The sequence below is a fragment of the Castellaniella daejeonensis genome (assembly GCF_039523555.1).
Taxonomy (GTDB): Bacteria; Pseudomonadota; Gammaproteobacteria; order Burkholderiales; family Burkholderiaceae_B; genus Castellaniella; species Castellaniella daejeonensis.
Window position 1 is genome coordinate 37,511 of record NZ_BAAAFN010000006.1, and the last position, 20,972, is coordinate 58,482.

The 20,972-nt window shown below is 68.0% G+C and carries 17 protein-coding genes; 13 read left to right on the plus strand and 4 right to left on the minus strand.

The window, feature by feature from the left end:
• Positions 1 to 22: 22 nt before the first annotated feature.
• The 9 genes from dapD to ABD022_RS02145 all read left to right on the plus strand — a co-directional run bounded on the left by dapD (position 23) and on the right by ABD022_RS02145 (position 9,593).
• Complete coding sequence (gene dapD, locus ABD022_RS02105) at positions 23 to 844, plus strand: 2,3,4,5-tetrahydropyridine-2,6-dicarboxylate N-succinyltransferase (protein ID WP_325125132.1); 822 nt, start codon at positions 23 to 25, stop codon at positions 842 to 844.
• 33 nt (positions 845 to 877) lie between these two features.
• A complete protein-coding gene (gene dapE / locus ABD022_RS02110) occupies positions 878 to 2,011 on the plus strand; it encodes a succinyl-diaminopimelate desuccinylase (RefSeq protein ID WP_325125130.1) in 1,134 nt (377 codons plus the stop codon).
• Between the two features lie 55 nt (positions 2,012 to 2,066).
• Positions 2,067 to 2,963, plus strand: a complete 897-nt coding sequence (prmB, locus tag ABD022_RS02115; protein ID WP_343819808.1) for a 50S ribosomal protein L3 N(5)-glutamine methyltransferase — start codon at positions 2,067 to 2,069, stop codon at positions 2,961 to 2,963.
• Positions 2,960 to 4,897: an ATP-binding cassette domain-containing protein gene (locus tag ABD022_RS02120; RefSeq protein ID WP_343819810.1), complete on the plus strand. Its 1,938-nt coding sequence runs from the start codon at positions 2,960 to 2,962 to the stop codon at positions 4,895 to 4,897. Before prmB ends, ABD022_RS02120 begins: the two co-directional genes overlap by 4 nt.
• Before the next feature lie 173 nt (positions 4,898 to 5,070).
• Positions 5,071 to 5,613 (plus strand): carboxymuconolactone decarboxylase family protein, encoded by a 543-nt coding sequence (locus ABD022_RS02125; RefSeq protein WP_325125124.1) that lies wholly within the window; start codon positions 5,071 to 5,073, stop codon positions 5,611 to 5,613.
• Positions 5,614 to 5,627: 14 nt separating this feature from the next.
• Complete coding sequence (locus ABD022_RS02130; protein WP_325125122.1) at positions 5,628 to 6,728, plus strand: acyl-CoA dehydrogenase family protein; 1,101 nt, start codon at positions 5,628 to 5,630, stop codon at positions 6,726 to 6,728.
• Positions 6,729 to 6,731: 3 nt separating this feature from the next.
• Positions 6,732 to 7,571 (plus strand): ABC transporter ATP-binding protein, encoded by an 840-nt coding sequence (locus tag ABD022_RS02135; RefSeq protein WP_325125121.1) that lies wholly within the window; start codon positions 6,732 to 6,734, stop codon positions 7,569 to 7,571.
• A complete protein-coding gene (locus ABD022_RS02140) occupies positions 7,568 to 8,791 on the plus strand; it encodes an ABC transporter substrate-binding protein (protein WP_325125119.1) in 1,224 nt (407 codons plus the stop codon). Before ABD022_RS02135 ends, ABD022_RS02140 begins: the two co-directional genes overlap by 4 nt.
• 25 nt (positions 8,792 to 8,816) lie before the next feature.
• The gene (locus ABD022_RS02145; RefSeq protein ID WP_325125117.1) at positions 8,817 to 9,593 is read left to right on the plus strand and encodes an ABC transporter permease; all 777 of its coding nucleotides are present in this window, start codon (positions 8,817 to 8,819) and stop codon (positions 9,591 to 9,593) included.
• A 36-nt stretch (positions 9,594 to 9,629) separates the two neighbouring features.
• On the opposite strand, the gene ABD022_RS02150 is transcribed toward ABD022_RS02145, so the two are convergent.
• The 4 genes from ABD022_RS02150 to purN all read right to left on the minus strand — a co-directional run bounded on the left by ABD022_RS02150 (position 9,630) and on the right by purN (position 15,354).
• Positions 9,630 to 11,930 (minus strand): UvrD-helicase domain-containing protein, encoded by a 2,301-nt coding sequence (locus ABD022_RS02150; RefSeq protein ID WP_343819814.1) that lies wholly within the window; start codon positions 11,928 to 11,930, stop codon positions 9,630 to 9,632.
• 8 nt (positions 11,931 to 11,938) lie between these two features.
• Positions 11,939 to 13,141, minus strand: coding sequence for a DesA family fatty acid desaturase (locus tag ABD022_RS02155; RefSeq protein ID WP_343819816.1), 1,203 nt, complete (start codon positions 13,139 to 13,141; stop codon positions 11,939 to 11,941).
• 67 nt (positions 13,142 to 13,208) lie between these two features.
• On the minus strand, positions 13,209 to 14,477 hold the full coding sequence (locus tag ABD022_RS02160) for an RsmB/NOP family class I SAM-dependent RNA methyltransferase (protein ID WP_325125158.1): 1,269 nt from the start codon (positions 14,475 to 14,477) through the stop codon (positions 13,209 to 13,211).
• 187 nt (positions 14,478 to 14,664) lie between these two features.
• On the minus strand, positions 14,665 to 15,354 hold the full coding sequence (gene purN, locus ABD022_RS02165; protein WP_325125111.1) for a phosphoribosylglycinamide formyltransferase: 690 nt from the start codon (positions 15,352 to 15,354) through the stop codon (positions 14,665 to 14,667).
• 82 nt (positions 15,355 to 15,436) lie between these two features.
• Between purN and ABD022_RS02170 the strand changes: the two genes are divergently transcribed.
• The 4 genes from ABD022_RS02170 to coaBC are packed head-to-tail and all read left to right on the plus strand — an operon-like array spanning position 15,437 to position 20,968.
• Complete coding sequence (locus ABD022_RS02170; protein WP_325125109.1) at positions 15,437 to 16,402, plus strand: bifunctional riboflavin kinase/FAD synthetase; 966 nt, start codon at positions 15,437 to 15,439, stop codon at positions 16,400 to 16,402.
• The gene (gene ileS / locus ABD022_RS02175; protein WP_414647440.1) at positions 16,359 to 19,217 is read left to right on the plus strand and encodes an isoleucine--tRNA ligase; all 2,859 of its coding nucleotides are present in this window, start codon (positions 16,359 to 16,361) and stop codon (positions 19,215 to 19,217) included. Before ABD022_RS02170 ends, ileS begins: the two co-directional genes overlap by 44 nt.
• The gene (gene lspA / locus ABD022_RS02180) at positions 19,210 to 19,758 is read left to right on the plus strand and encodes a signal peptidase II (protein ID WP_325125105.1); all 549 of its coding nucleotides are present in this window, start codon (positions 19,210 to 19,212) and stop codon (positions 19,756 to 19,758) included. Before ileS ends, lspA begins: the two co-directional genes overlap by 8 nt.
• A gap of 13 nt (positions 19,759 to 19,771) precedes the next feature.
• Positions 19,772 to 20,968 carry a bifunctional phosphopantothenoylcysteine decarboxylase/phosphopantothenate--cysteine ligase CoaBC gene (gene coaBC / locus ABD022_RS02185; RefSeq protein ID WP_325125103.1) on the plus strand — a complete coding sequence of 399 codons (1,197 nt, stop codon included), beginning with the start codon at positions 19,772 to 19,774 and terminating at the stop codon, positions 20,966 to 20,968.
• Positions 20,969 to 20,972: the final 4 nt, after the last annotated feature.

Genomic DNA, 20,972 nt, shown 5'->3' on the forward strand with positions numbered 1-20,972 from the left:
ATTTTTTTCCGAGCCGACCGCCATGCAGACATCCCTTCAGAATCTGATCGAATCCGCCTGGGAAGACCGTTCCTCCCTGCGCCCCGGGCAGTTCCCCTCCGATCTGGCCGATGCGGTCGAGCAGACCATCCAGGGCCTGGACGACGGCTCGTTGCGCGTGGCGGAAAAGATCGACGGCCAGTGGCAGGTCCATCAATGGGTCAAGAAAGCCGTGCTGCTGTCCTTTCGCCTGGCCGACAACCGCGTCATGGGGCAGGCGCCCCAGCTTTATTACGACAAGGTCCCGCTGAAATTCCAGGATTACGGTCCCGACGACTTCCAGCGCGGGGGCTTTCGCGTGGTGCCGACCGCCACGGTGCGGCGCGGGGCATACATCGCACCCGACGCGGTGCTGATGCCTTCCTACGTCAACATCGGCGCCCGCGTGGGCGAAGGCACGATGGTGGACACCTGGGCGACGGTCGGCTCATGCGCGCAGATCGGTAGCCACGTCCACCTGTCGGGCGGCGTGGGCATTGGCGGGGTGCTGGAACCCCTGCAGGCCGGGCCGACCATCATCGAGGACAACTGCTTCATCGGCGCACGTTCGGAAATCGTCGAAGGCGTGGTCATCGAGGAAAACTCCGTCCTGGCCATGGGCGTCTTCATTTCCCAGAGCACGCGCATCTATGACCGCGCCACCGGAGAAATCCATTACGGCCGCGTACCGGCGGGCTCGGTCGTGGTGCCGGGCTCGCTGCCCGCACCCGACGGCAGCCACAGCCTGGCCTGCGCGGTGATCGTGAAGCGGGTCGATGCGAAGACCCGCGCCAAGACCAGCATCAACGATCTGCTCCGGGCCTGAGGCCCGCACATACGATCCAAGGAGACGCACAGCATGGCAGACGCCGACGTCCGCACCCTGGCCCGCGCACTGATCGCCCGCCCCTCCGTCACGCCGGACGATGCCGGCTGCCAGGATCTGATCGCGGATCGCCTGCGGCCGCTCGGCTTTGCGTGCGAGTCGCTGCCCAGCGGCGCCGTGAGCAACCTCTGGGCGCGGCGCGGCACCGCCGGGCCGCTGCTGGTGTTCGCCGGCCACACGGACGTCGTTCCGCCCGGCCCCGAGGCCGAATGGCCCAGCCCGCCCTTCACCCCCACTGAAACCGGCGGCATGCTGGTGGGCCGGGGCGCGGCCGACATGAAGACCTCGATTGCCGCCTTCGTGGTCGCGGCCGAAGAGTTCATCGCGGCCCATCCCGACCACCCGGGCTCCATCGCCCTGCTGGTCACCTCCGACGAAGAAGGGCCGGCGACCGACGGCACGGTCCATGTCTGCCGCATGCTGGAAGCGCGCGGCGAACGGCCCGACTACTGCATCGTCGGCGAGCCGACCTCGGTCCAGGCGCTGGGCGACACGATCAAGAACGGCCGCCGTGGCTCGATGTCGGCCCGGATCACGGTGCACGGCGTCCAGGGCCACGTGGCCTACCCTCACCTGGCCCGCAACCCGATTCACGAACTCGCCCCTGCCCTGGCCGAACTGACCGCGGTCCGCTGGGACGAAGGCAACGAATACTTCCCGCCCACCACCTTCCAGGTCTCGAATCTGCACGCAGGAACCGGAGCGGGCAACGTCATCCCCGGTACCGCCACGGTCGATTGCAATTTCCGCTTCTCGACCGCCAGCACGCCCGAAGGGCTGCAGACACAGGTGGCCGCCATCCTGGACCGTCATGGCCTGCGCTACGACATCGACTGGACGATCAGCGGACTGCCCTTCCTGACGCCCAGGGGGGCGCTGTGCAGCGCCGTGCAGACAGCCATCGCCGAAGAAACCGGCGTCCAGGCCGAGCTTTCCACGACGGGCGGCACATCCGACGGGCGCTTCATCGCCAGGATCTGTCCGCAGGTCGTCGAATTCGGCCCGTTGAACCGGACGATCCACCAGACGGGCGAACACATCCCCCTGGACAGCCTCGCGCCGCTGAAGAACATCTACCGCCGCACGCTGGAAAAACTGCTGGCCTGACCCTCATTCCTGCCCGCGCCCCACGGCCCGGGCGATCGCACCCATCCCGCACGCCATGACCTCTCCCCATACCGAACTCCTGACCCTGCGCGATCTGCTGCGCTGGTCCATCAGCCGCTTTCACGCCGCGAACCTGGTCTTCGGCCACGGCAGCGACAATGCCTGGGACGAGGCCGCCTACCTGCTGCTCCACGGTCTGCACCTACCGCCCGACACCCTGGAACCTTTCCTGGACGCGCGCCTGCTGGAACGCGAACGGCAACGCTGCGTCGACCTGATCCACGAGCGCATCAGCACGCGCAAGCCCGCCGCCTACCTGACCGGCGAGGCCTGGCTGCAGGGCGAACGCTTCCTGGTGGACGAGCGGGTCATCGTGCCGCGTTCGCCGATTTCCGAACTGCTGGCAGAGGGCCTCGCCCCCTGGATCGACGACCCGGACGCGGTCGGCCAAGTGCTGGATCTGTGCACCGGCTCGGGCTGCCTGGCAATCCTTGCGGCCCATGCTTTCGGCAACACCGCCGTGGACGCGGTGGACATATCCGCCGATGCCCTGGCAGTGGCGCAATCGAACATCGAACTGCACGGCCTGCGGGACCGCGTCCGGGCGCTGCGCAGCGATCTGCTGTCGCAGGTGCCGGCGGATCGCCGCTACGACCTGATCATCTGCAACCCGCCCTACGTCAACGAACGGTCGATGAAGGCACTGCCGCCCGAATACCGGCACGAGCCCAGGCTGGCACTGGCGGGCGGCGCCGACGGCATGGACCTGGTGCGCCGCATCCTGGCCGAAGCGCCCGGCCTCATGGCGCCCGAAGGCCTGCTGGTGCTGGAAATCGGCCACGAGCGCGAGCACTTCGAGGCTGCCTTCCCCGAACTGGAGCCAATCTGGCTGGACACCGCCGCCACCACCGGCCAGATCCTGCTGCTGCGCCGCGCGCAGTTGGCCTCGTGATCCGCGCCGCCGGCCTGACCCTGCGGCGCGGCGTCAAGGTCCTGCTGGAAAACGCCGAATTCGTCGTCCATCCCGGAGAACGCGTCGGCATCGTCGGCAAGAACGGCGCCGGCAAGTCCTCTTTGTTCTCCCTGCTGCAGGGAGAGATCGATCCGGACGCCGGCTCGCTGGACATGCCCGCATCCTGGCGCCTGGCCAGCGTCGAGCAGATCCTGCACGACACCGGGCGCCCCGCGCGCGATTTCGTCATCGACGGCGACCGGCACCTGCGCGAGCTGCAGGCGCGCCGCGCCGCCCTGGACCCCGACCAGGGCCAGGCGATCGCCGAACTCGAGGCGGCCCTGGTCGAGGCCGGCGCCTGGAGCGCCCCGTCGCGGGCCGAGCAACTGCTGGCCGGCCTGGGTTTCGCGCCCGACGAATGGACCCGCCCCGTGGCCAGCTTTTCGGGCGGCTGGCAGATGCGCATCGCCCTGGCGCGCGCCCTGATGGCGCCTTCCGATCTGCTCCTGCTGGACGAGCCCACCAACCACCTGGACCTGGATGCGATGCTGTGGCTGGAGCGCTGGCTGGCCGGCTATCCGGGCACGGTGCTGCTGATCTCCCACGACACCGAGTTCCTGGATGCGGTCGCGCGCGTGATCCTGCATTTCGAACAGGACAAGCTGGTGCGCTACAAGGGCGGCTACGAGTCGTTCCTGGAGCAGCGCGCCGAGCGCCTGCGCCAGAACCGCCTGGCGATCCAGCGCCAGGCGCGCGAGACGGCGCATCTGCAATCCTTCATCGACCGGTTCAAGGCCAAGGCCACCAAGGCCAAGCAGGCGCAGAGCCGGGTCAAGGCCCTGGCGCGCATGCAGACGCTGGCTCCGCTGGCCATCGAATCGGGCATCGACATCCGCCTGCCCGAACCGGCACAGACACCCGACGTGCTGCTGACGCTCGAGGACGCGGCCCTGGGCTATCCGCCGGACAGCGCCGCAGACGGTTCGCCGCGCACCATCCTGCAGGACGTGAGCCTGATGGTGCGCGGCGGCAGCCGCATCGGCATCCTGGGTGTCAACGGCGCCGGCAAGAGTACGCTGGTCAAGACCCTGGCGCGCGAACTGCGGCCTCTGGCGGGCGACTACCGCCCGGCCAAGGGTCTGGAGATCGGCTATTTCGCCCAGCAGCAGCTGGACGTGCTGGAGCCCGGCCTGAGCCCGCTGCAGCATTTCACCCGCATCGCCCCCGATACGCGCGAGCAGGAACTGCGCAACATGCTGGGCGGCTTCGGTTTTGGCGGCGACATGGTGAACCAGCCCGTGGCGCCCTTCTCCGGCGGCGAAAAGGCGCGCCTGGCCCTGGCCCTGATCGTCTGGCGCAAACCCAACCTGCTGCTGCTCGACGAGCCCAGCAACCACCTGGACGTGGACACCCGCGAGGCACTGGCGCGTGCGCTGGCGGAGTTTCCAGGCAGCGTGTTGCTGGTGTCCCACGACCGGCACCTGTTGCGCACCACCGTGGACAATTTCTGGATCGTGGCCGATGGCCGGGTCCAGCCCTTCGATGGCGACCTGGAAGACTACCGCGACTGGCTGCAGCAGCGGCAAGCGCAGCACAACCAGATTGCACGCGCTGCGGCCCCGGCCCCGAGCCAGGACCGCAAGGCCCAGCGCCGCGAACAGGCTCAGGCGCGGCAGGAACTGGCAGCGCGCCGCAAGCCGCTGGAAGCCCGCCTGAAGCGGGTCGAGGAAGCGATGGCCAAGGCCCAGGCCAGGCTGGCGGAACTGGACGCACTGATGGCCGACCCGGCCTTCTACACCGATGCCCACAAGGACGCCCGCCCCCGCCTCATGGCCGAGCACGGCGAGCTCAGCAAGGCCTTGCAGGGCCACGAGGAAGATTGGCTGGATCTGCAGACGGAGATCGAAGCGCTGGGCGAACCCGGAAAATCCTGAACGGTGCGCTGAAAACCGCAGCCCGCCCCCCGGCGGCAACGTGCGCGCCGAGCACTGATTTTCCTGCATATTCCAAGGCTGAATAATTTAATACTCTTATATTCGTTCGGCATGAGAAGGGCGCTCCTTAGAATGGACGGGTCTTATAACTTCCCGTTCACATCGCCCGCGCCATGAGCCGTCTACCCATCCAATCCGTCGAATCCGCCCCTGCCGAAGCCCAGGAACGCCTGCGCGCCGCCGCCCAGGCCAATGGTTTCCTGCCCAACCTGCTGGGCGTCCTGGCCAATGCGCCCACCGCCCTGGAAACCTACCAGGTCGTCGGCGCCATCAACGGCCGCAACAGCCTCACCCCCACGGAACGCGAAGTCGTGCAGATCACGGCCGCCACCTATAACGGCTGCGGCTTCTGTGTTGCCGGCCACACCAAGCTCGCCTACAAAAAGCTGCAGCTGCCCGAAGAGCTGGTCGAGGCCCTGCGCGGCACCCGCGCTTTATCCGACCCCAAGCTCAATGCTCTGGCGCAATTCACTCTGCAGGTGCTGGAACATCGCGGTCAGGTACCCGACGAAGCGCTGGATGAACTGCGCGCGGCGGGTTACGGCGATGCCCAGGCGCTGGATGTGGTGCTGGGTGTCAGCCTGGCCACGTTGTGCAACTACGCCAACAACCTGGCCCGCACCCCCATCAATCCGGAACTGCAGGCCTACGCCTGACCCAGGAGGCCCGCATGTCCACCGATCTGCTGCCCGCCCCCCATGGCGAGGGCATCGACGCCCTGATCCGGGACGCCCTGGCGCCCCAGGCAGAAGCCATCGACCAGGGCAAATACCCTGGCGATTTCATGCGCGCGCTCGGCCTGCTGGGCGGTTTCGGCGCCGCGCTGCCCGCCGAATCGGGCGGCCTGGGCCTGGGTCTCGCGGCCCAGATCGAGATCATCGCCCGAGTCGGACGCGCCTGCGGCTCCACCGCCTTCCTGGCCTGGTGCCAGTCGGCCTGCACCTGGTACCTGCGGCAGACGGACAATGCCGCGGCACGCCAACGCTACCTGGCCCCCATCGCCCGAGGCGAGATCCTGGCCGGTACGGGCATGTCCAACTGCGTCAAGCATCTTGCCGGGATTGAACGCATCAATCTGCGCGCGCGCCGCGACGGCGAAGGCTACCGCGTGAGCGGCGCCCTGCCCTGGGTCTCGAATCTGGGGCCGGACCATCTGGTCATCGCCGCCGCGTCCGTGGAAGATGGCGGCTACATCATGTTCGCCGTGCCACCGGGTTCGCCTGCCCTGACGCTGCGCCCCTGCCCCGCATTTTCCGGCATGGAGGGCACCGGTACCTACGGCGTGCACCTGAAGAACGCCTGGATTCCCCCGGAAGACCTGCTGGCCGAATCCGCCGCTTTCGAGGACTACATCCGCCGCATCAAGCCCGGCTTCCTGCTGATGCAGATCGGCATGGGCGTGGGACTGATCCGGGCCAGCCTGGAAACCATCCATACGACCAATCAGCGGCTGAGCCACGTCAACACCTATCTGGATGACCAGGAAGGCGACCTGGAGCGGGATCTGCAGTCCCTGCTGGCGGAAACCGTGCGGCTGGCCGGGCAGGACCTGGACGCGTTGCCCCTGGACATCCTGCGCGCGCGCGCCAGAGCTTCCGAACTGAGCCTGCGGGCCACGCAATCGGCCGCCCTGCACGCGGGCGCGGCCGGTTACCTGATGAGCCATCCCGCCCAGCGCCGCCTGCGCGAGGCGCTGTTCGTCGCCATCGTGACGCCGGCCTTGAAGCATCTGCGCAAGGAAATCCACGCGCTCGAACAACAGGCGGCCTGAACGATGAGTCTCGCTGCGGCAATTCCCGATGCGATCGTCGAGCCCGCTGTCTCGGAGACCGGTGTGCTCAGTGCCGAGGACGTGGCCCTGGGCTACGCCCGGCCGGGCGCCGGCACGCATCGCATCCTGCAGGATTTTTCCCTGGAACTCCAGCAGGGCGAGATCGTCGCCCTGCTGGGCCCCAGCGGGGTCGGCAAATCCTCGCTCCTGCGGGTGCTGGCGGGCCTGCAGCGGCCGCTGGCCGGACAGATCCGCCTGCGCGGCCGGCACCTGACCGGCCCCGCCCCCGATGTCGGCTTCGTCTTCCAGGACCCCTGCCTGCTGCCCTGGCTGACGCTGGAAGAAAACGTTGCCTTCGGCCTGGATTTCCGCCACCAGCCCAAGCTGGACGAAGCGCTGCGCCGCCAGCGCGTGCAGCAGGCCATCGCAGAAGTCGGCCTGGCGCACGCCCGGACACGCTACCCGGACGAATTGTCGGGCGGCATGGCCCAGCGCGCCTCCCTGGCCCGCAGCCTGGCGCGCGCACCCGAAATCCTGCTGCTCGACGAACCCTTCAGCGCCCTGGATGAAGTCACCCGCGGCGAAATGCAGGCCCTGCTGCTGGAAGTCAGCGCACGCCACCATGCCGCCGCGATCCTGGTGACGCACGACATCGACGAAGCCTTGCTGTTGGCCGACCGCATCCTGCTGCTGGGCGGCCAGCCGGGCCGCCTGATCGGCCAATGGCGGCCCGGCCGCCCTCACCCCCGGGACGAAACCGATCCCCACCTCACCGCCTTGCGCGTCGAGATCCTGCAGGCACTGCGCGCTGCCCGTCCTCCCAAACCGACCCTCGCATCATGACATTGAAGCTCATCGACTCCTGCTGCGGCACTGCCGCCAACACCCTGGCCGGCCGCCGGCAGTTCCTGAAACTGTCGTCGCTGTTCACGATCGCCGGCGCCCTGCCCCTGCTGCAGGCGGGCCGGGAAGCGCGCGCCGCCGAGCCGGACGCGCCCGTGCGCATCGGCTACCTGCCGATCACGGACGCCACTCCGCTGCTGGTGGCCCACCATAACGGCCTGTTCGAGAAACGCGGCCTGCAGGTGGAAAAGCCGCGCCGTTTCCGCAGCTGGTCGCAGATCGTCGAGGCTTTCCTGAGCGGGCAGGTCAACGTGGTCCACCTGCTCATGCCGATGACCATCTGGTCGCGCTACGGCAGCAAGTCCCCGGCCAAGGTGGTCGCCTGGAACCACATGGAAGGCTCCTGCCTGACCGTGCAACCCGGCATCGCCAGCCTCGCCGACCTGGGAGGCACCACGGTGGCCATCCCGTTCTGGTATTCGGTGCACAACATCGTCCTGCAGGCCATGCTGCGCGAATCCGGACTCGAATTCATCAGCGAAGGCGAACCGACGAAACAACAGGTCAAACTGGTGGTGATGTCGCCCGGCGACATGCTGCCCGCCCTGGGTTCGAAGCGGATTTCCGGCTACATCGTGGCCGAGCCGTTCAACGCCAAGGCCGAGGAACTGGGTGTCGGCAAGGTCTGGCGCTTCACCGGCGATGTCTGGCGCAACCACGCCTGCTGCGTGGTCACCATGCACGAGCGCGACCTGCAGGAGCGCCCGGAATGGTCCCAGAAGACCGTCGACGCCATCGTCGAGGCCCAGGCCTGGGTGCGCGGCCATCGCGAGGAAACCGTGAAGATCCTGGCGCGCAACAACCCCGCCGACTATACCCCGCACGAACCCTCGACCCTGGCGCGAGTCCTGCTGGCCTCGCCCGAGCGGGATGCCGAATACGCGCGCACCGGCGCGATCCGGCATGCCGACTGGAACGAGCAGCGCATCGACTTCCAGCCCTACCCCTTCCCCAGCTACACCGAGAAACTGGTGGAGCTGCTCAAGAACACCTTCGTGCTGGGCGAGAACGCCTTCCTGAAGGACCTGGATCCCGCGTTCGTCGCGCGCGACCTCGTGGACGACCGCTACGTGCGCAAGGCCATCGAAGCCCAGGGCGGCCTGGAAAACTTCGGCGTGACCGGCGGCTACACGCGCACGGAAACATTCTCGGTCGCCTAGACCGGGCCGGACGGACACCGAACCCATGAAACCGCGCACCACTCCCCTGCCCGCCCACAGACGCCTCGCCCTGAGCCTGGGCGGGCTACTGGTCCTGCTGTTGCTCTGGGCCGCAGGCATCGGTCTGGTCGGCGAAGAAACGGCCATGGCCGGCCTGTTCTCGCCGATCAAGGCCTTGCCCAGCCTGGTCCACCTGGTCCTGGACAACCAGTTGACGGTGCATACCCTGGTCAGTCTGCGGCGCGTGGCAGTGGGCCTGTTCTGGGCGCTGGTCTTCGGCATACCCCTTGGGCTGGCCATCGGCGCCTCGCAGAAGCTGGAACTGGCCACCAGCGGTGCCTTCCAGTTCCTGCGCATGGTCTCGCCCCTGTCCTGGATGCCGGTGGCCGTGATGCTGTTCGGCATCGGCGATGCGCCCATCTACTTCCTGCTTAGCTTCGCCGCCGTCTGGCCCATCATCCTGAACACCAGCGCCGGCGTGCGGCAGCTGGATCCGCGCTGGCTGATGCTGGCGCGCAGCCTGAGCGCCACGCGGTCCGAGGTCCTCTGGAAGATCGTGATCCCCGGTTCCCTGGGGCACATGCTGACCGGCCTGCGGCTGGCCATCGGCATCGTCTGGATCATTCTGGTGCCCTGCGAGATGCTGGGCGTCAGTTCGGGCCTGGGCTATTTCATCCTGGACACCCGCGACCGCCTGGCCTATTCCGAACTGATGGCCGTGATCGTGCTGATCGGCGCACTGGGTTTCCTGCTGGACGCCACCGCGCAGAAGCTGCATCGGCGCTGGGCGCGGGGACGCTGACACAACCCGGTCCGGCGGGACCGGATCGGGCCCGGATCAGTCCAGCACTTCCAGCTTTGCCACGCCCAGGGCCAGGGTCTTGGTGCCCGCATCGCGGAATTCGATCCGCGCCTGGGCATCGGCCCCGCTGCCGCTGAGCGCAACCACGGTGCCCTCGCCGAAGCGCCCATGGCGCACTCCCGTACCGATACGGAAGCACTGCTCGCCCACCGTGACGCCGGCCGACTGGGTGCGGGGGGATCGCGGCGCGAAAGAGCTGCCCGCCTCGCCCTGCCAATCCCCCAGGCCGCGCCGAAACGCACCGCTCCAGGGCGGCCGGGCTGCGACCTGGCGTTGACGCGGAGTGATCCATTTCAGGTGCTCTTCCGGAATTTCGTCCAGGAAGCGCGAACGCATGCCGTAGCGCGTCTGGCCATGCAGCATGCGGCTCTGCGCCAGGGTCAGGGTCAGGCGCCTGCGGGCCCGTGTGATCGCCACGTACATCAGACGGCGTTCTTCTTCCAGGCCGCCCTGATCCAACAGGCTGTTCTCGTGGGGAAACAGGCCTTCTTCCAGCCCGGTGATGAACACTGCGTCGAACTCCAGGCCCTTGGCCGCATGCACCGTCATCAATTGCACGGCATCCTCGCCGGCCTGGGCCTGATTGTCCCCGGCTTCCAGGGAAGCATGGCTGAGAAAGGCGCCCAGGGGCGACATGACGACGGGGGACGGCTGCCCGCCGTCGCCAAAGGCCGGGTCGGTGCCGGCAGGCGCATCGGCGGCAATGGCCGCAGTCTCTGGAATCCGGGCTGCCGGCAGGCCCTGGAAGCCTTCCTCGGCGACGAAGGCGGCGGCCGCATTGACCAGTTCCTGAAGGTTTTCCAGGCGATCCTGGCCCTCCCGGTCGGCCCGGTAATGGGCCTCCAGGCCGCTGTGGTGCACCACGTGGCCGATGAGTTCGGGCAGATCCAGGGTCCTGGCTTCCTCGGCCAGCTCGCGGATCAGGGTGGCGAAGCGCGCCAGGCTGGCGCCTGCCTTGCCCGGCACGAAAGCGACCGCCCCGGCCAGGCTTGTGCCCTGCTGCGCGGCCATGTCGGCTTGCTGTTCCAGGGTGCGGGCACCGATCCCGCGCGTGGGGAAATTCACCACCCGCATCCAGGACGTATCGTCGTTCGGATTGTCGATCAGACGCAGATAGGCCAGGACGTGCTTGACTTCCTGGCGCTCGAAGAAGCGCTGGCCGCCATAGACCCGGTACGGAACCCGCGCGGAAAACATGGCATGCTCGATCGGACGCGATTGGGCGTTGCTGCGGTACAGGATGGCAATCTCGTGCGCGGGATGGCCTTCGCGGACCAGGGCGCGGATCTCGTCCACCAGCCACTGGGCCTCGAGCGCATCGGATGCCTGCTCGACCACGCGCAGGGGCTCGCCCTCGCCCGCATCGGTCCACAGGTTCTTGCCCAGGCGATTGGCATTGTGCGCGATCAGGGCATTGGCCGCATCCAGGATGTGTCCCTGGGAACGGTAGTTCTGCTCGAGCCGGATCACGCGCCCCCGGGCGTGGCGCTGCTCGAAGTCGGCCATATTGCCGACGTTCGCCCCACGAAAGGCATAGATCGACTGATCGTCGTCACCCACCGCGAACACCGGGGTGTGGGCGCCCGCCAGCAGCATCAGCCAACGGTACTGCAAAACATTGGTGTCCTGGAATTCGTCGACCAGGATCTGCTGGAAGCGGCGCTGGTAGTGTTCGCGGATCGGCGCCTCGCGCTGCAGCAGTTCATAGGCCCGCAGCAGCAGCTCACCGAAATCGACCACACCCTCGCGCTCGCACTGGTCCTGGTAGCGCTGATACAGATCGGCCAGGCGCCGGGCATGGGAGTCGCGCGCGTCCAGGTCGCCAGGACGCAGGCCGTCTTCCTTGGCACTGTTGATCATGCGCTGCACGTCGCGCGGCGGGAAGCGCTCGTCATCGATGCCGGCAGCCTTCAGCATGCGCTTGATGGCCGAGAGCTGATCGGCACTGTCCAGGATCTGGAAGGCCTGGGGCAGCCCCGCCTCGCGGTGGTGCGCACGCAGCAGCCGGTTGCACAAGCCATGGAAGGTACCAACCCACATGCCCCGCGTGTTGATGGGCAGCAGCGCCGACAGCCGCGTCAGCATTTCCCGCGCGGCCTTGTTGGTGAACGTGACGGCCAGCAAGCCGTGGGGACCCACCTGCCCGGTCTGGATCAACCAGGCCATGCGGGTGGTCAGGACACGGGTCTTGCCGCTGCCCGCACCAGCCAGCACCAGGGCGTGTTCTGCGGGCAAGGTGACTGCGGCCTGCTGCTGCGGATTCAGGCCTTCCAGCATCCCACCGATCATGCTGCGTAGCGCCCGAGGCGAAGGGCGAACTGCTCCAGGCCGTCGATGCCGCTGTTCCGGGCACGCTGGCACCAGGCGCGCAAGTCGGCCAGCAGCTGCTCGCTGCTGGCACTGGAGGATTCCCACAAGGCCGTCAGTTCGCGACGCATCTGCACCAGGGTGGAAAGCGTCGGCGCTGCCGACAGCGCCCGATCGACTTCGGCCTGCTCGCAGGGCGCCAGCGCGGCGGCATCGCGCACCAGCCATTTCCGGCAGCGCCGCAGCAGCAGGCGCTCGCCGCGCCGGTGGCGCAGTTTCAGGGCCTTGAGCTCATGCGCCACGGCCGTCTTGATCACCCCGGAATAGCGGGCCAGGACTTCGTAGCGGTGGGCGATGATGCCCTGAAGCTGGTCCTGCCCGAGCGCATCCCCTGCTGCCGGCGCGCGCAGCTGCAGCCGGGGCGCCACCCGGCGCACCTGGGCCAGGCCCAGGGCCTGCAGGATGCGGATATAGGCCCAGCCCAGGTCGAACTCAAACCAGCGCGAGGAAAATTTGGCCGAAGTTCCGTAGGCATGGTGGTTGTTGTGCAGTTCTTCCCCGCCGATCAGCAGTCCCCAGGGCACGACGTTGGTACTGTTGTCTGGGCAGGCAAAATTGCGGTAGCCCCAGGCGTGGCCCAGGCCATTGACCACCCCCGCCGCCCAGAACGGAATCCAGGCCATCTGCACCGCCCAGACCGTCAGGCCCAGGACACCGAACAGAGCCAGGTCCAGGACCAGCATCAGGCCCACGCCCAGCAGGTTGTGGCGGGAATACAGGGTGCGCTCGATCCAGTCATTGGGCACGCCATGACCGAAGCGCGCCAGGGTTTCCTCGTTGCGGGCCTCGTCGCGATAGAGTTCCGCCCCACGAAAGAAGACCTGGGCCAGGCCGAACACGGCCGGCGAATGCGGATCGCCTTCGCGCTCGCACTTTGCGTGGTGCTTGCGGTGGATGGCGACCCATTCGCAGGTCACCATGCCCGTGGTGAGCCACAGCCAGAAGCGGAAGAAATGCGCCACGACGGGATGCAGGTCCAGGCCCCGGTGCGCCTGGCTGCGATGCAGGTACAGGGTCACCGCGGCGATGGTGACGTGGGTCAGTGCCAGCGTCACGCCCACCAGGGCCCAGGGGCCCAGATCCAGCATGCCGCCCTGAAGAAAGGAAAGCCAGGTGTTCATTGCATTCGGGCCATGCCCGCGTGGTACTGAAAGATGATTCCAGTGTAGCCCACGCGGTTTTCCTGCGTCAGGGGGACAACCCCGACTCGGGTTCGCCGGCCGCCGGCCGCTCGGCCTTGGCGCGCTGCATCACGGCGGCAAAGAAACCATCGGTGCCGTGGACATCGGGGCGCAGCCGCAGATACGGCCCATCCAGTGCCACCTCGATGCCCCGGTCGGCCAGGATGACGCCAGCGTCCAGCAAGGAGAATTCCGGATGGTCGGCCAGGAAGGCCTCGACCTGGAGCTCGTTTTCCTCCGGCAGGATGCTGCAGCTGGCGTACACCAGGCGCCCGCCCGGCATCACGCAGGCGGCGGCGTCCCGCAGGATCGCCGCCTGGGTCTCGCACAGCTGGGCGAGAGATTCCGGATGCTGGCGCCATTTCAAGTCGGGATTGCGGCGCAACGTGCCCAGGCCGCTGCATGGCGCGTCCACCAGCACGCGATGCGCCTTGCCCCGCAGGCGGCGCACCCGCTGGTCGTTGCGTTCCGAAATGGCGACCGGCACGATGTTGGACAGGCCGCTGCGCGCAAAACGCGGCTTGGCCCTGGCCAGGCGCGCGGCCGACACATCGAAGGCATACAGGCGGCCGGTGGAACGCATCAACGCGCCCAGCAGCAGGGTCTTGCCTCCCGCCCCGGCGCAATAATCGATGACCATCTCGCCGCGCCGGGGCGCCACCAGTGCGGCCAGCAGCTGGCTGCCCTCGTCCTGGACCTCGATCTCGCCACGCTCGAAAGCCTGCCAGCGGTTGACCGGCGGGCGCCCCTGGATGCGGATGCCCCAGGGGGAATACGGCGTGGGCTGCGCCGCCCAGCGGGCCTCCGGGCCCTGGGCCCAGGCAGCCAGCAGGGCCTCGCGCTCGGTCTTCAGCGGATTGATCCGCAAGTCCAGCGGCGCGGGCGCATTCAGCGCCTGCAGCAGGGATTCGGCGTCCGACAGGGCCGCCAGACGCTCGTCGAGCCAGTCCGGCACGCTGTGGCGCACCGCCCGCGGCAAGGCGTCGGCGGGCAGCGAAAGCACATGGCCCAGCCAGGCTTGCTCATGCTCGTCCAGGCCGGTGTCCAGGGTCTCGCGGGGCCAGACGGCCGCCAGGCCTAATATCGCCAGGCGCCGCGTGCCCGAACCCGATCCGCTTTCGGCGAATTGACGATAGCGCCGCAGATGGCGCAGCACGTCGAACACGGCCTCGGCGATCTCGCCCCGGTCGCGCAGCCCGGCATTGGGATGGGCGCGGAACCAGTGCGACAGCACGGCGTCGGCCGGGTATTTCCATTGCAGGATATCGCCCAGCACCTGGCGCACCTGCTCGATGCGCGCCGCCGCCATGATGTAGGGCCGCGCCGGCTGGCCACCCCCCGTGCCGCCGCGCGCCGCATCCCTGCCCCGCGGGGCGCGGGGACGATCGCCCGATTCGGAACGCCGCCCGCCGTCAGCGGCGGCCGCGCGGCCGCGCGGCCGGGAGCGGGATCCGTCCCGCGTGTCATTCCTGCTCATGATGTTCCTCGTTGAAAAGCGCGTCTCCGGCCCAGGCGCGGTGCGCCGCCCCCGCGACCGAAACCCGGCCGTCGGCCAGCAGCTGCACCCGGCCCTGTGCCAGCCAGCGCAGCACCTGGGCGTAGACCCGGTGCTCGACCGGCAGCAGCCGTGCCGCCAGCGTGTCGGGTGTGTCGCCGTCGAGCACCGGGATGGCACCCTGGGCGATGATCGGCCCATGGTCGAGCTCCGGTGTCACGAAATGCACGGTGCAGCCATGCCACTGCACCCCCTGGCTCAGGGCCTGCTCATGGGTATGCAGGCCCGGAAACACCGGCAGCAGCGAAGGATGGATATTGATGATGCGTCCTTCGAAATGACGCACGAGATCGGCGCCCAGCACCCGCATGAAGCCGGCCAGCAGGATATAGTCGGGCGCCAGCGCATCCAGCCGCGCCCGGAGGGCGGCATCGAAGGCATCGCGGCTGCCGAACTCGCGGTGGGCAAGCACGTCGGCGTGCAGGCCGTGCGCGCGGGCCCAATCCAGCCCTGCCGCATCGGCGCGGTTGGACAGGACGGTGCAGATGTCGACGGGCAGGTCTTCGGCCGCGACGGTCTCGGCCAGAGCCTGCATGTTCGAGCCCCGGCCCGAAATCAGAATGGCCACCCGGATCGGGCGGTCGGGGGAATGCGGCATGCGCAGGGTCTCCAGCAGGAAAGGTGTGTCGGCAGCCCGGAAGACATCCTGGGCACAAACGTAAAATTGTAAACTCTCGCCTGTGAATACCGAACTCCGCCTCTACCGCCACCTGCCCCGGCACGATTCGACGGCCCCGAGCGCCGTCACCATCGGCAATTTCGATGGCGTGCACCGGGGCCACCAGGCCATTCTCGAACAGGTCCGGCGGCAGGCCGAAGCACTCGGCCTCGTGCCCACCGTGATGACCTTCGCCCCCCATCCGCGCGCCTTCTTCGCCCGCCGGGGACAGCGGCCGGAACTCATACCCACTCAGATCAGCAGCCTGCGCGACAAGGTCGCCCTGCTTGCCCAGCATGGCATGCGGCAGATCGTGGTCCAGCGCTTCGACCAGCGCCTGGCCGACATGGGCGCCGAGGACTTCATCCGCCACCTGCTGGTGCAGGGCCTGAACACCCGCTGGCTGCTGGTCGGCGAAGATTTCCGCTACGGCCACAAGCGCAGCGGCGACATCGACCTGCTGCGCCGCATGGGGCGCGAACATGGCTTCGAAGTCCGGACCCTGGCCGACGTCGCCGATGACCAGGGCCAGCGGATTTCCAGTTCCGCGCTGCGCACCGCGCTGGCGGTGGGCAACCTGGAGCGCAGCGGCGAACTATTGGGCGCCCCCTACCGCATCAGCGGCCACGTCATCCACGGCCGCAAGCTGGGCCGCGACCTGGGGTTCCCCACGCTGAACCTGCGTGTGCCGGAACCCTGCGCGGCCCGCTCGGGCATCTACGTGGTGCGCGCGCACGGGCTGGGCGAACATCCCCTGCCGGGCGTAGCCAGCCTGGGCGTGCGCCCCACTGTCAACCGCGACGGCACCCTGTTGCTCGAGACGCACATCCTGGATCGGCGGGTGGACGCCTACGGTAAACTGGTGTGCATCGAATTCCTCGAATTCCTGCGCGACGAGGAATCCTTTCCCGACCTGACCACCCTGACCGCCGCCATCCGCCAGGATGCGCAAGACGCTCGCGACTATTTTGCCTCCCATGGACTATAGAAACACCCTGAACCTGCCCGAATCCCCCTTTCCCATGCGCGGCGATCTGCCCAAGCGCGAGCCGGGCTGGATCAAGGAATGGGAGGAAAAAGGCCTGTACAAACGGCTGCGCGAGGCCCGCCAGGGGGCGCCCCTGTTCATCCTGCACGACGGTCCGCCCTACGCCAACGGCAAGATCCACATCGGCCACGCGGTCAACAAGATCCTGAAGGACATGATCGTCAAGAGCCGCCAGCTCGAAGGTTTCGATGCAGTGTACGTGCCGGGCTGGGACTGCCATGGCCTGCCGATCGAGAACGCCATCGAAAAGCTGCACGGCCGCAATCTGCCGCGCGACGAAATGCAGTCCAGGAGCCGCTCCTTCGCCACCGAGCAGATCGCGCAGCAGATGGTGGATTTCAAGCGTCTGGGCGTGCTGGGCGACTGGGACCATCCATACAAGACCATGAACCACGCCAACGAGGCGCTGGAATTGCGCGCCTTGAAGAAGGTCATGGAACGCGGCTTTGTCTACCGCGGGCTCAAGCCCGTGTACTGGTGCTTCGACTGCGCTTCTTCGCTGGCCGAATTCGAAATCGAGTACGCCGACAAGCAGAGCCAGACGCTGGATGTGATGTTCCCGGCCGCCGATCCCGGCAGGCTGGCCGCCGCCTTCGGCCTGGACTCGCTCGGCAAGGACGCCTTCATCGTCATCTGGACGACCACGGCCTGGACGATCCCCGCCAACCAGGCGCTCAACGTCAACCCGGAACTCGAGTACAGCCTGGTCGATACCGAGCGCGGCCTGCTCATCGTCGCCTCCGCACTGGTCGAAAAATGCCTGGAGCGCTGGAAACTGCATGGCCGGGTCATCGCCACGGCCAAGGGCGAAAAACTCGATCACATGCCTTTCAGGCATCCGCTGGCGCACGTGGACAAGGGCTATGACCGCATCTCGCCCGTGTACCTGGCCGACTACGCCACGGCCGAGGACGGCACAGGCATCGTGCATTCCTCTCCCGCCTACGGCGTGGACGATTTCAATTCCTGCACGGCCAACGGCCTGGCGTACGAGGACATCCTCAATCCCGTACAGGGCCACGGCGTATACGCCGACGACCTGCCGCTGTTCGGCGGCCAGCCCATCTGGAAGGCCGTGCCGGCCATCCTCGACGCGCTGAAGGCCGCGGACCGCCTGGTGGACACATCCCCCATCACCCACAGCTATCCGCACTGCTGGCGCCACAAGACACCGGTGATCTATCGCGCCGCCGCGCAATGGTTCATCCGCATGGACGAGGGCCAGGGCGTGTTCACCGACCCGGCCCAGAAGCCCGAAAAGACGCTGCGCCAGATCGCGCTCGAAGCCATCGAGCAGACCCGCTTCTATCCCGAAAACGGCAAGGCCCGCCTGCGCGACATGATCGCGGGACGGCCCGACTGGTGCATTTCCCGCCAGCGCAGCTGGGGCGTGCCCATCCCGTTCTTCCTGCATGTGGATACGGGCGAACTGCATCCGCGCACGATGGAAATCATCGACCAGGCGGCCGACATGATCGAGCAGGGCGGCGTAGAAGCCTGGAGCCGCGTGACGGCCGAAGAAATCCTGGGCGCCGAGGACGCCAGGCACTACACCAAGAGCACCGACATCCTGGAAGTCTGGTTCGACTCGGGCTCCACCTTCTGGCACGTGATGCGCGGTTCGCACCCGGCCATGCACCACGACAACGGCCCCGAAGCCGACCTGTACCTCGAGGGCCACGACCAGCACCGGGGCTGGTTCCACAGCTCGCTGTTGCTGGCTTCGGCCATCTTCGGCCGCGCGCCCTACCGCGGCCTGCTCACCCACGGGTTCACCGTGGACGGCCAGGGCAAGAAGATGAGCAAGTCCCTGGGCAATACCGTGGCGCCGCAGGACGTGGGCAACAAGATGGGCGCCGAGATCATCCGCCTGTGGGTGGCATCGACCGATTACTCGGGCGACCTGGGCATCGACGACAAGATCCTGGCGCGCGTGGTGGACAGCTACCGCCGCATCCGCAACACGCTGCGCTTCCTGCTGGCGAACACCAGCGATTTCGACGCGGCCAGGGACGCCGTGGCCTACGAAGACATGCTGGAGATCGACCGCTACGCCCTGGCGCGCGCGGCACAGCTGCAGCAGGAAATCCTCGGCCACTATCAGGTCTACGAATTCCACCCCGTGGTCGCCAAGCTGCAGCTGTTCTGCTCCGAGGACCTGGGCGGCTTCTACCTCGACGTACTGAAAGACCGCCTCTACACCACGGCCCCCAAGAGCCTGGCGCGCCGCAGCGCCCAGACCGCGCTGCACCAGATCACCCACGCACTGTTGCGCTGGATGGCCCCATTCCTGTCGTTCACGGCCGAAGAGGCCTGGCGGATCTTCGGCAGCAGCGACAGCATCTTCCTGGAAACATTCACCACCCTGCCCGAAGGCGACGAAGCGCTGCGAACCAAATGGACGCGCATCCGCGAAATCCGCGACCAGGTCAACAAGGACATCGAGGCCGTGCGCGCCGAAGGCAAGGTCGGCGCTTCGCTGCAGGCCGAGGTAACCATCACGGCCCCGGCCGAGGACCTGGCCCTGCTGCAATCGCTGCAGGACGACCTGAAGTTCGTCCTCATCACATCTGCCGCCCAGGCCGTGGCGGGCGACGGCCCCCTGCAGATCCAGGTTCGCGTCACGACGCACGAGAAATGCGGCCGCTGCTGGCACCACCGCGCCGATGTCGGCCAGGACCCCGCCCATCCGGAACTCTGCGGCCGCTGCGTGGACAATCTGTACGGCGATGGCGAGGTCCGCGCCCATGCCTGATCCGGGCCTCGACCCGGATTCCGGGCCAGGCGCGTCGCCAGCCGCTCCGGCCGCATCGCGCCTGCGCCCGCTCGCCGGATGGCTGGCCTGGGCGCTCTGCCTGGTGCTGCTGGACCAGGCGACCAAGGTCTGGGTCTCCGGCTCGCTGGGCTACGCCCAGCGCATCGCCGTGCTGCCCGTCTTCGACCTGACCCTGTTGCACAACACCGGCGCGGCCTTCAGCTTTCTTGCCGACGGCGGCGGCGCCCAGCGCTGGCTGTTCACCGGCATCGCCGCGGTTGCCGCCGTCCTGATCCTGCGCTGGCTGTACACTCACGCAACCGAACGCCTGCTGTGCGCGGCCCTGGCCAGCATCCTGGGCGGCGCCCTGGGCAATGCCATTGACCGGCTGCAACATGGGCATGTCGTCGATTTCCTGCTGTTCTACTGGCGCGACTGGTATTTCCCGGCCTTCAACCTGGCCGACGTCGCCATCACCTGCGGGGCCGCGCTGCTGATCCTGGACGAAATCCTGCGCGCGCGCCGCGCACGCACACCCTGAAGGAGGCCTCTCCATGGACCTGTCGGGCAAACGCATCATCCTGGGGCTGACGGGCGGCATCGCCTGCTACAAATCGGCCGAGCTGCTGCGCCGCATGCAGGACGAAGGCGCCACGGTGGACGTGGTGATGACCGAGGCAGCCACCCGCTTCATCACGCCCGCCACGATGCAGGCCCTGTCCGGCCGGCCCGTCTGGGTGGACGCCTGGGACGAGCGCATGGACAACCGCATGGCGCACATCAACCTGACGCGCGGCGCCGACGCGATCCTGGTGGCACCGACCAGCACCGATTTCCTGGCCCGCATCGCCCATGGCCTGGCCGACGACCTGCTGACCACGCTGTGCGTGGCGCGCGGCGCCGTGCCGCTGCTGGTGGCACCGGCCATGAACCACGAAATGTGGACCCACCCCGCCACCCAGCGCAACGCGGCGCAACTGCGCGCCGATGGCGTGTCGCTGGTCGGGCCGGACGCGGGCCCGCAGGCTTGCGGCGAGACCGGGTCGGGCCGCATGGAGGAACCCGACCGGATCCTGCGTGCCCTGATCGCCTTCTTCCAGCCCAAGGTGCTGGCGGGCCGCCGCGTACTGCTCACGGCCGGTCCCACCAGCGAAACCATCGACCCGGTGCGGGTACTGACGAACCGGTCGTCCGGGCGCATGGGCTATGCCCTGGCCCGGGCAGCGGCCGAGGCGGGCGCCGAAGTGACCCTGGTGTCCGGTCCCACTGCGCTGCCGTGCCCCGACGGGGTCGAACGCATCGGCGTGCGCAGCGCAGCCGACATGCACGCCGCCGTGATGGCACGCACCGCAGGCACCGACCTGTTCATCGCCGTGGCGGCCGTGGCCGACTGGGGCATCGCCAACCCGTCATCCCTCAAGCTCAAGAAGCAGCCCGGCGGCCAGCCGCCCCGCCTGGATTTCATCCAGAACCCCGACATCCTGGCCGAGGTCGCCGCCCTGCCCGACGGCCCCTGGTGCTTGGGGTTTGCCGCGGAAACCGACCGCCTGGCCGAACACGCCCAGGCCAAGCGCACGCGCAAGGGCATCCCCGCCATCGTCGGCAACCTGGCCCAGGACGCCATGGATGCCGAGGACACCGAACTGGTGATCTTCGACGACGAGGGCGCACACCCCCTGGCACGGCAGCCCAAGCTGCAGGCCGCCCGGCAACTGGTGGCCTGGATCGCAGGGCGCCTGCCCCGCCACTGAATCC

Coding starts and splice junctions, on each gene's coding strand:
- dapD (WP_325125132.1), top strand. CDS start 23: ATGCAGACATCCCTTCAGAATCTGATCGAATCCGCCTGGGAAGACCGT.
- dapE (WP_325125130.1), top strand. CDS start 878: ATGGCAGACGCCGACGTCCGCACCCTGGCCCGCGCACTGATCGCCCGC.
- prmB (WP_343819808.1), top strand. CDS start 2,067: ATGACCTCTCCCCATACCGAACTCCTGACCCTGCGCGATCTGCTGCGC.
- ABD022_RS02125 (WP_325125124.1), top strand. CDS start 5,071: ATGAGCCGTCTACCCATCCAATCCGTCGAATCCGCCCCTGCCGAAGCC.
- ABD022_RS02130 (WP_325125122.1), top strand. CDS start 5,628: ATGTCCACCGATCTGCTGCCCGCCCCCCATGGCGAGGGCATCGACGCC.
- ABD022_RS02135 (WP_325125121.1), top strand. CDS start 6,732: ATGAGTCTCGCTGCGGCAATTCCCGATGCGATCGTCGAGCCCGCTGTC.
- ABD022_RS02140 (WP_325125119.1), top strand. CDS start 7,568: ATGACATTGAAGCTCATCGACTCCTGCTGCGGCACTGCCGCCAACACC.
- ABD022_RS02145 (WP_325125117.1), top strand. CDS start 8,817: ATGAAACCGCGCACCACTCCCCTGCCCGCCCACAGACGCCTCGCCCTG.
- ABD022_RS02150 (WP_343819814.1), bottom strand. CDS start 11,930: ATGCTGGAAGGCCTGAATCCGCAGCAGCAGGCCGCAGTCACCTTGCCC.
- ABD022_RS02155 (WP_343819816.1), bottom strand. CDS start 13,141: ATGAACACCTGGCTTTCCTTTCTTCAGGGCGGCATGCTGGATCTGGGC.
- purN (WP_325125111.1), bottom strand. CDS start 15,354: ATGCCGCATTCCCCCGACCGCCCGATCCGGGTGGCCATTCTGATTTCG.
- ileS (WP_414647440.1), top strand. CDS start 16,359: ATGCGCAAGACGCTCGCGACTATTTTGCCTCCCATGGACTATAGAAAC.
- lspA (WP_325125105.1), top strand. CDS start 19,210: ATGCCTGATCCGGGCCTCGACCCGGATTCCGGGCCAGGCGCGTCGCCA.
- coaBC (WP_325125103.1), top strand. CDS start 19,772: ATGGACCTGTCGGGCAAACGCATCATCCTGGGGCTGACGGGCGGCATC.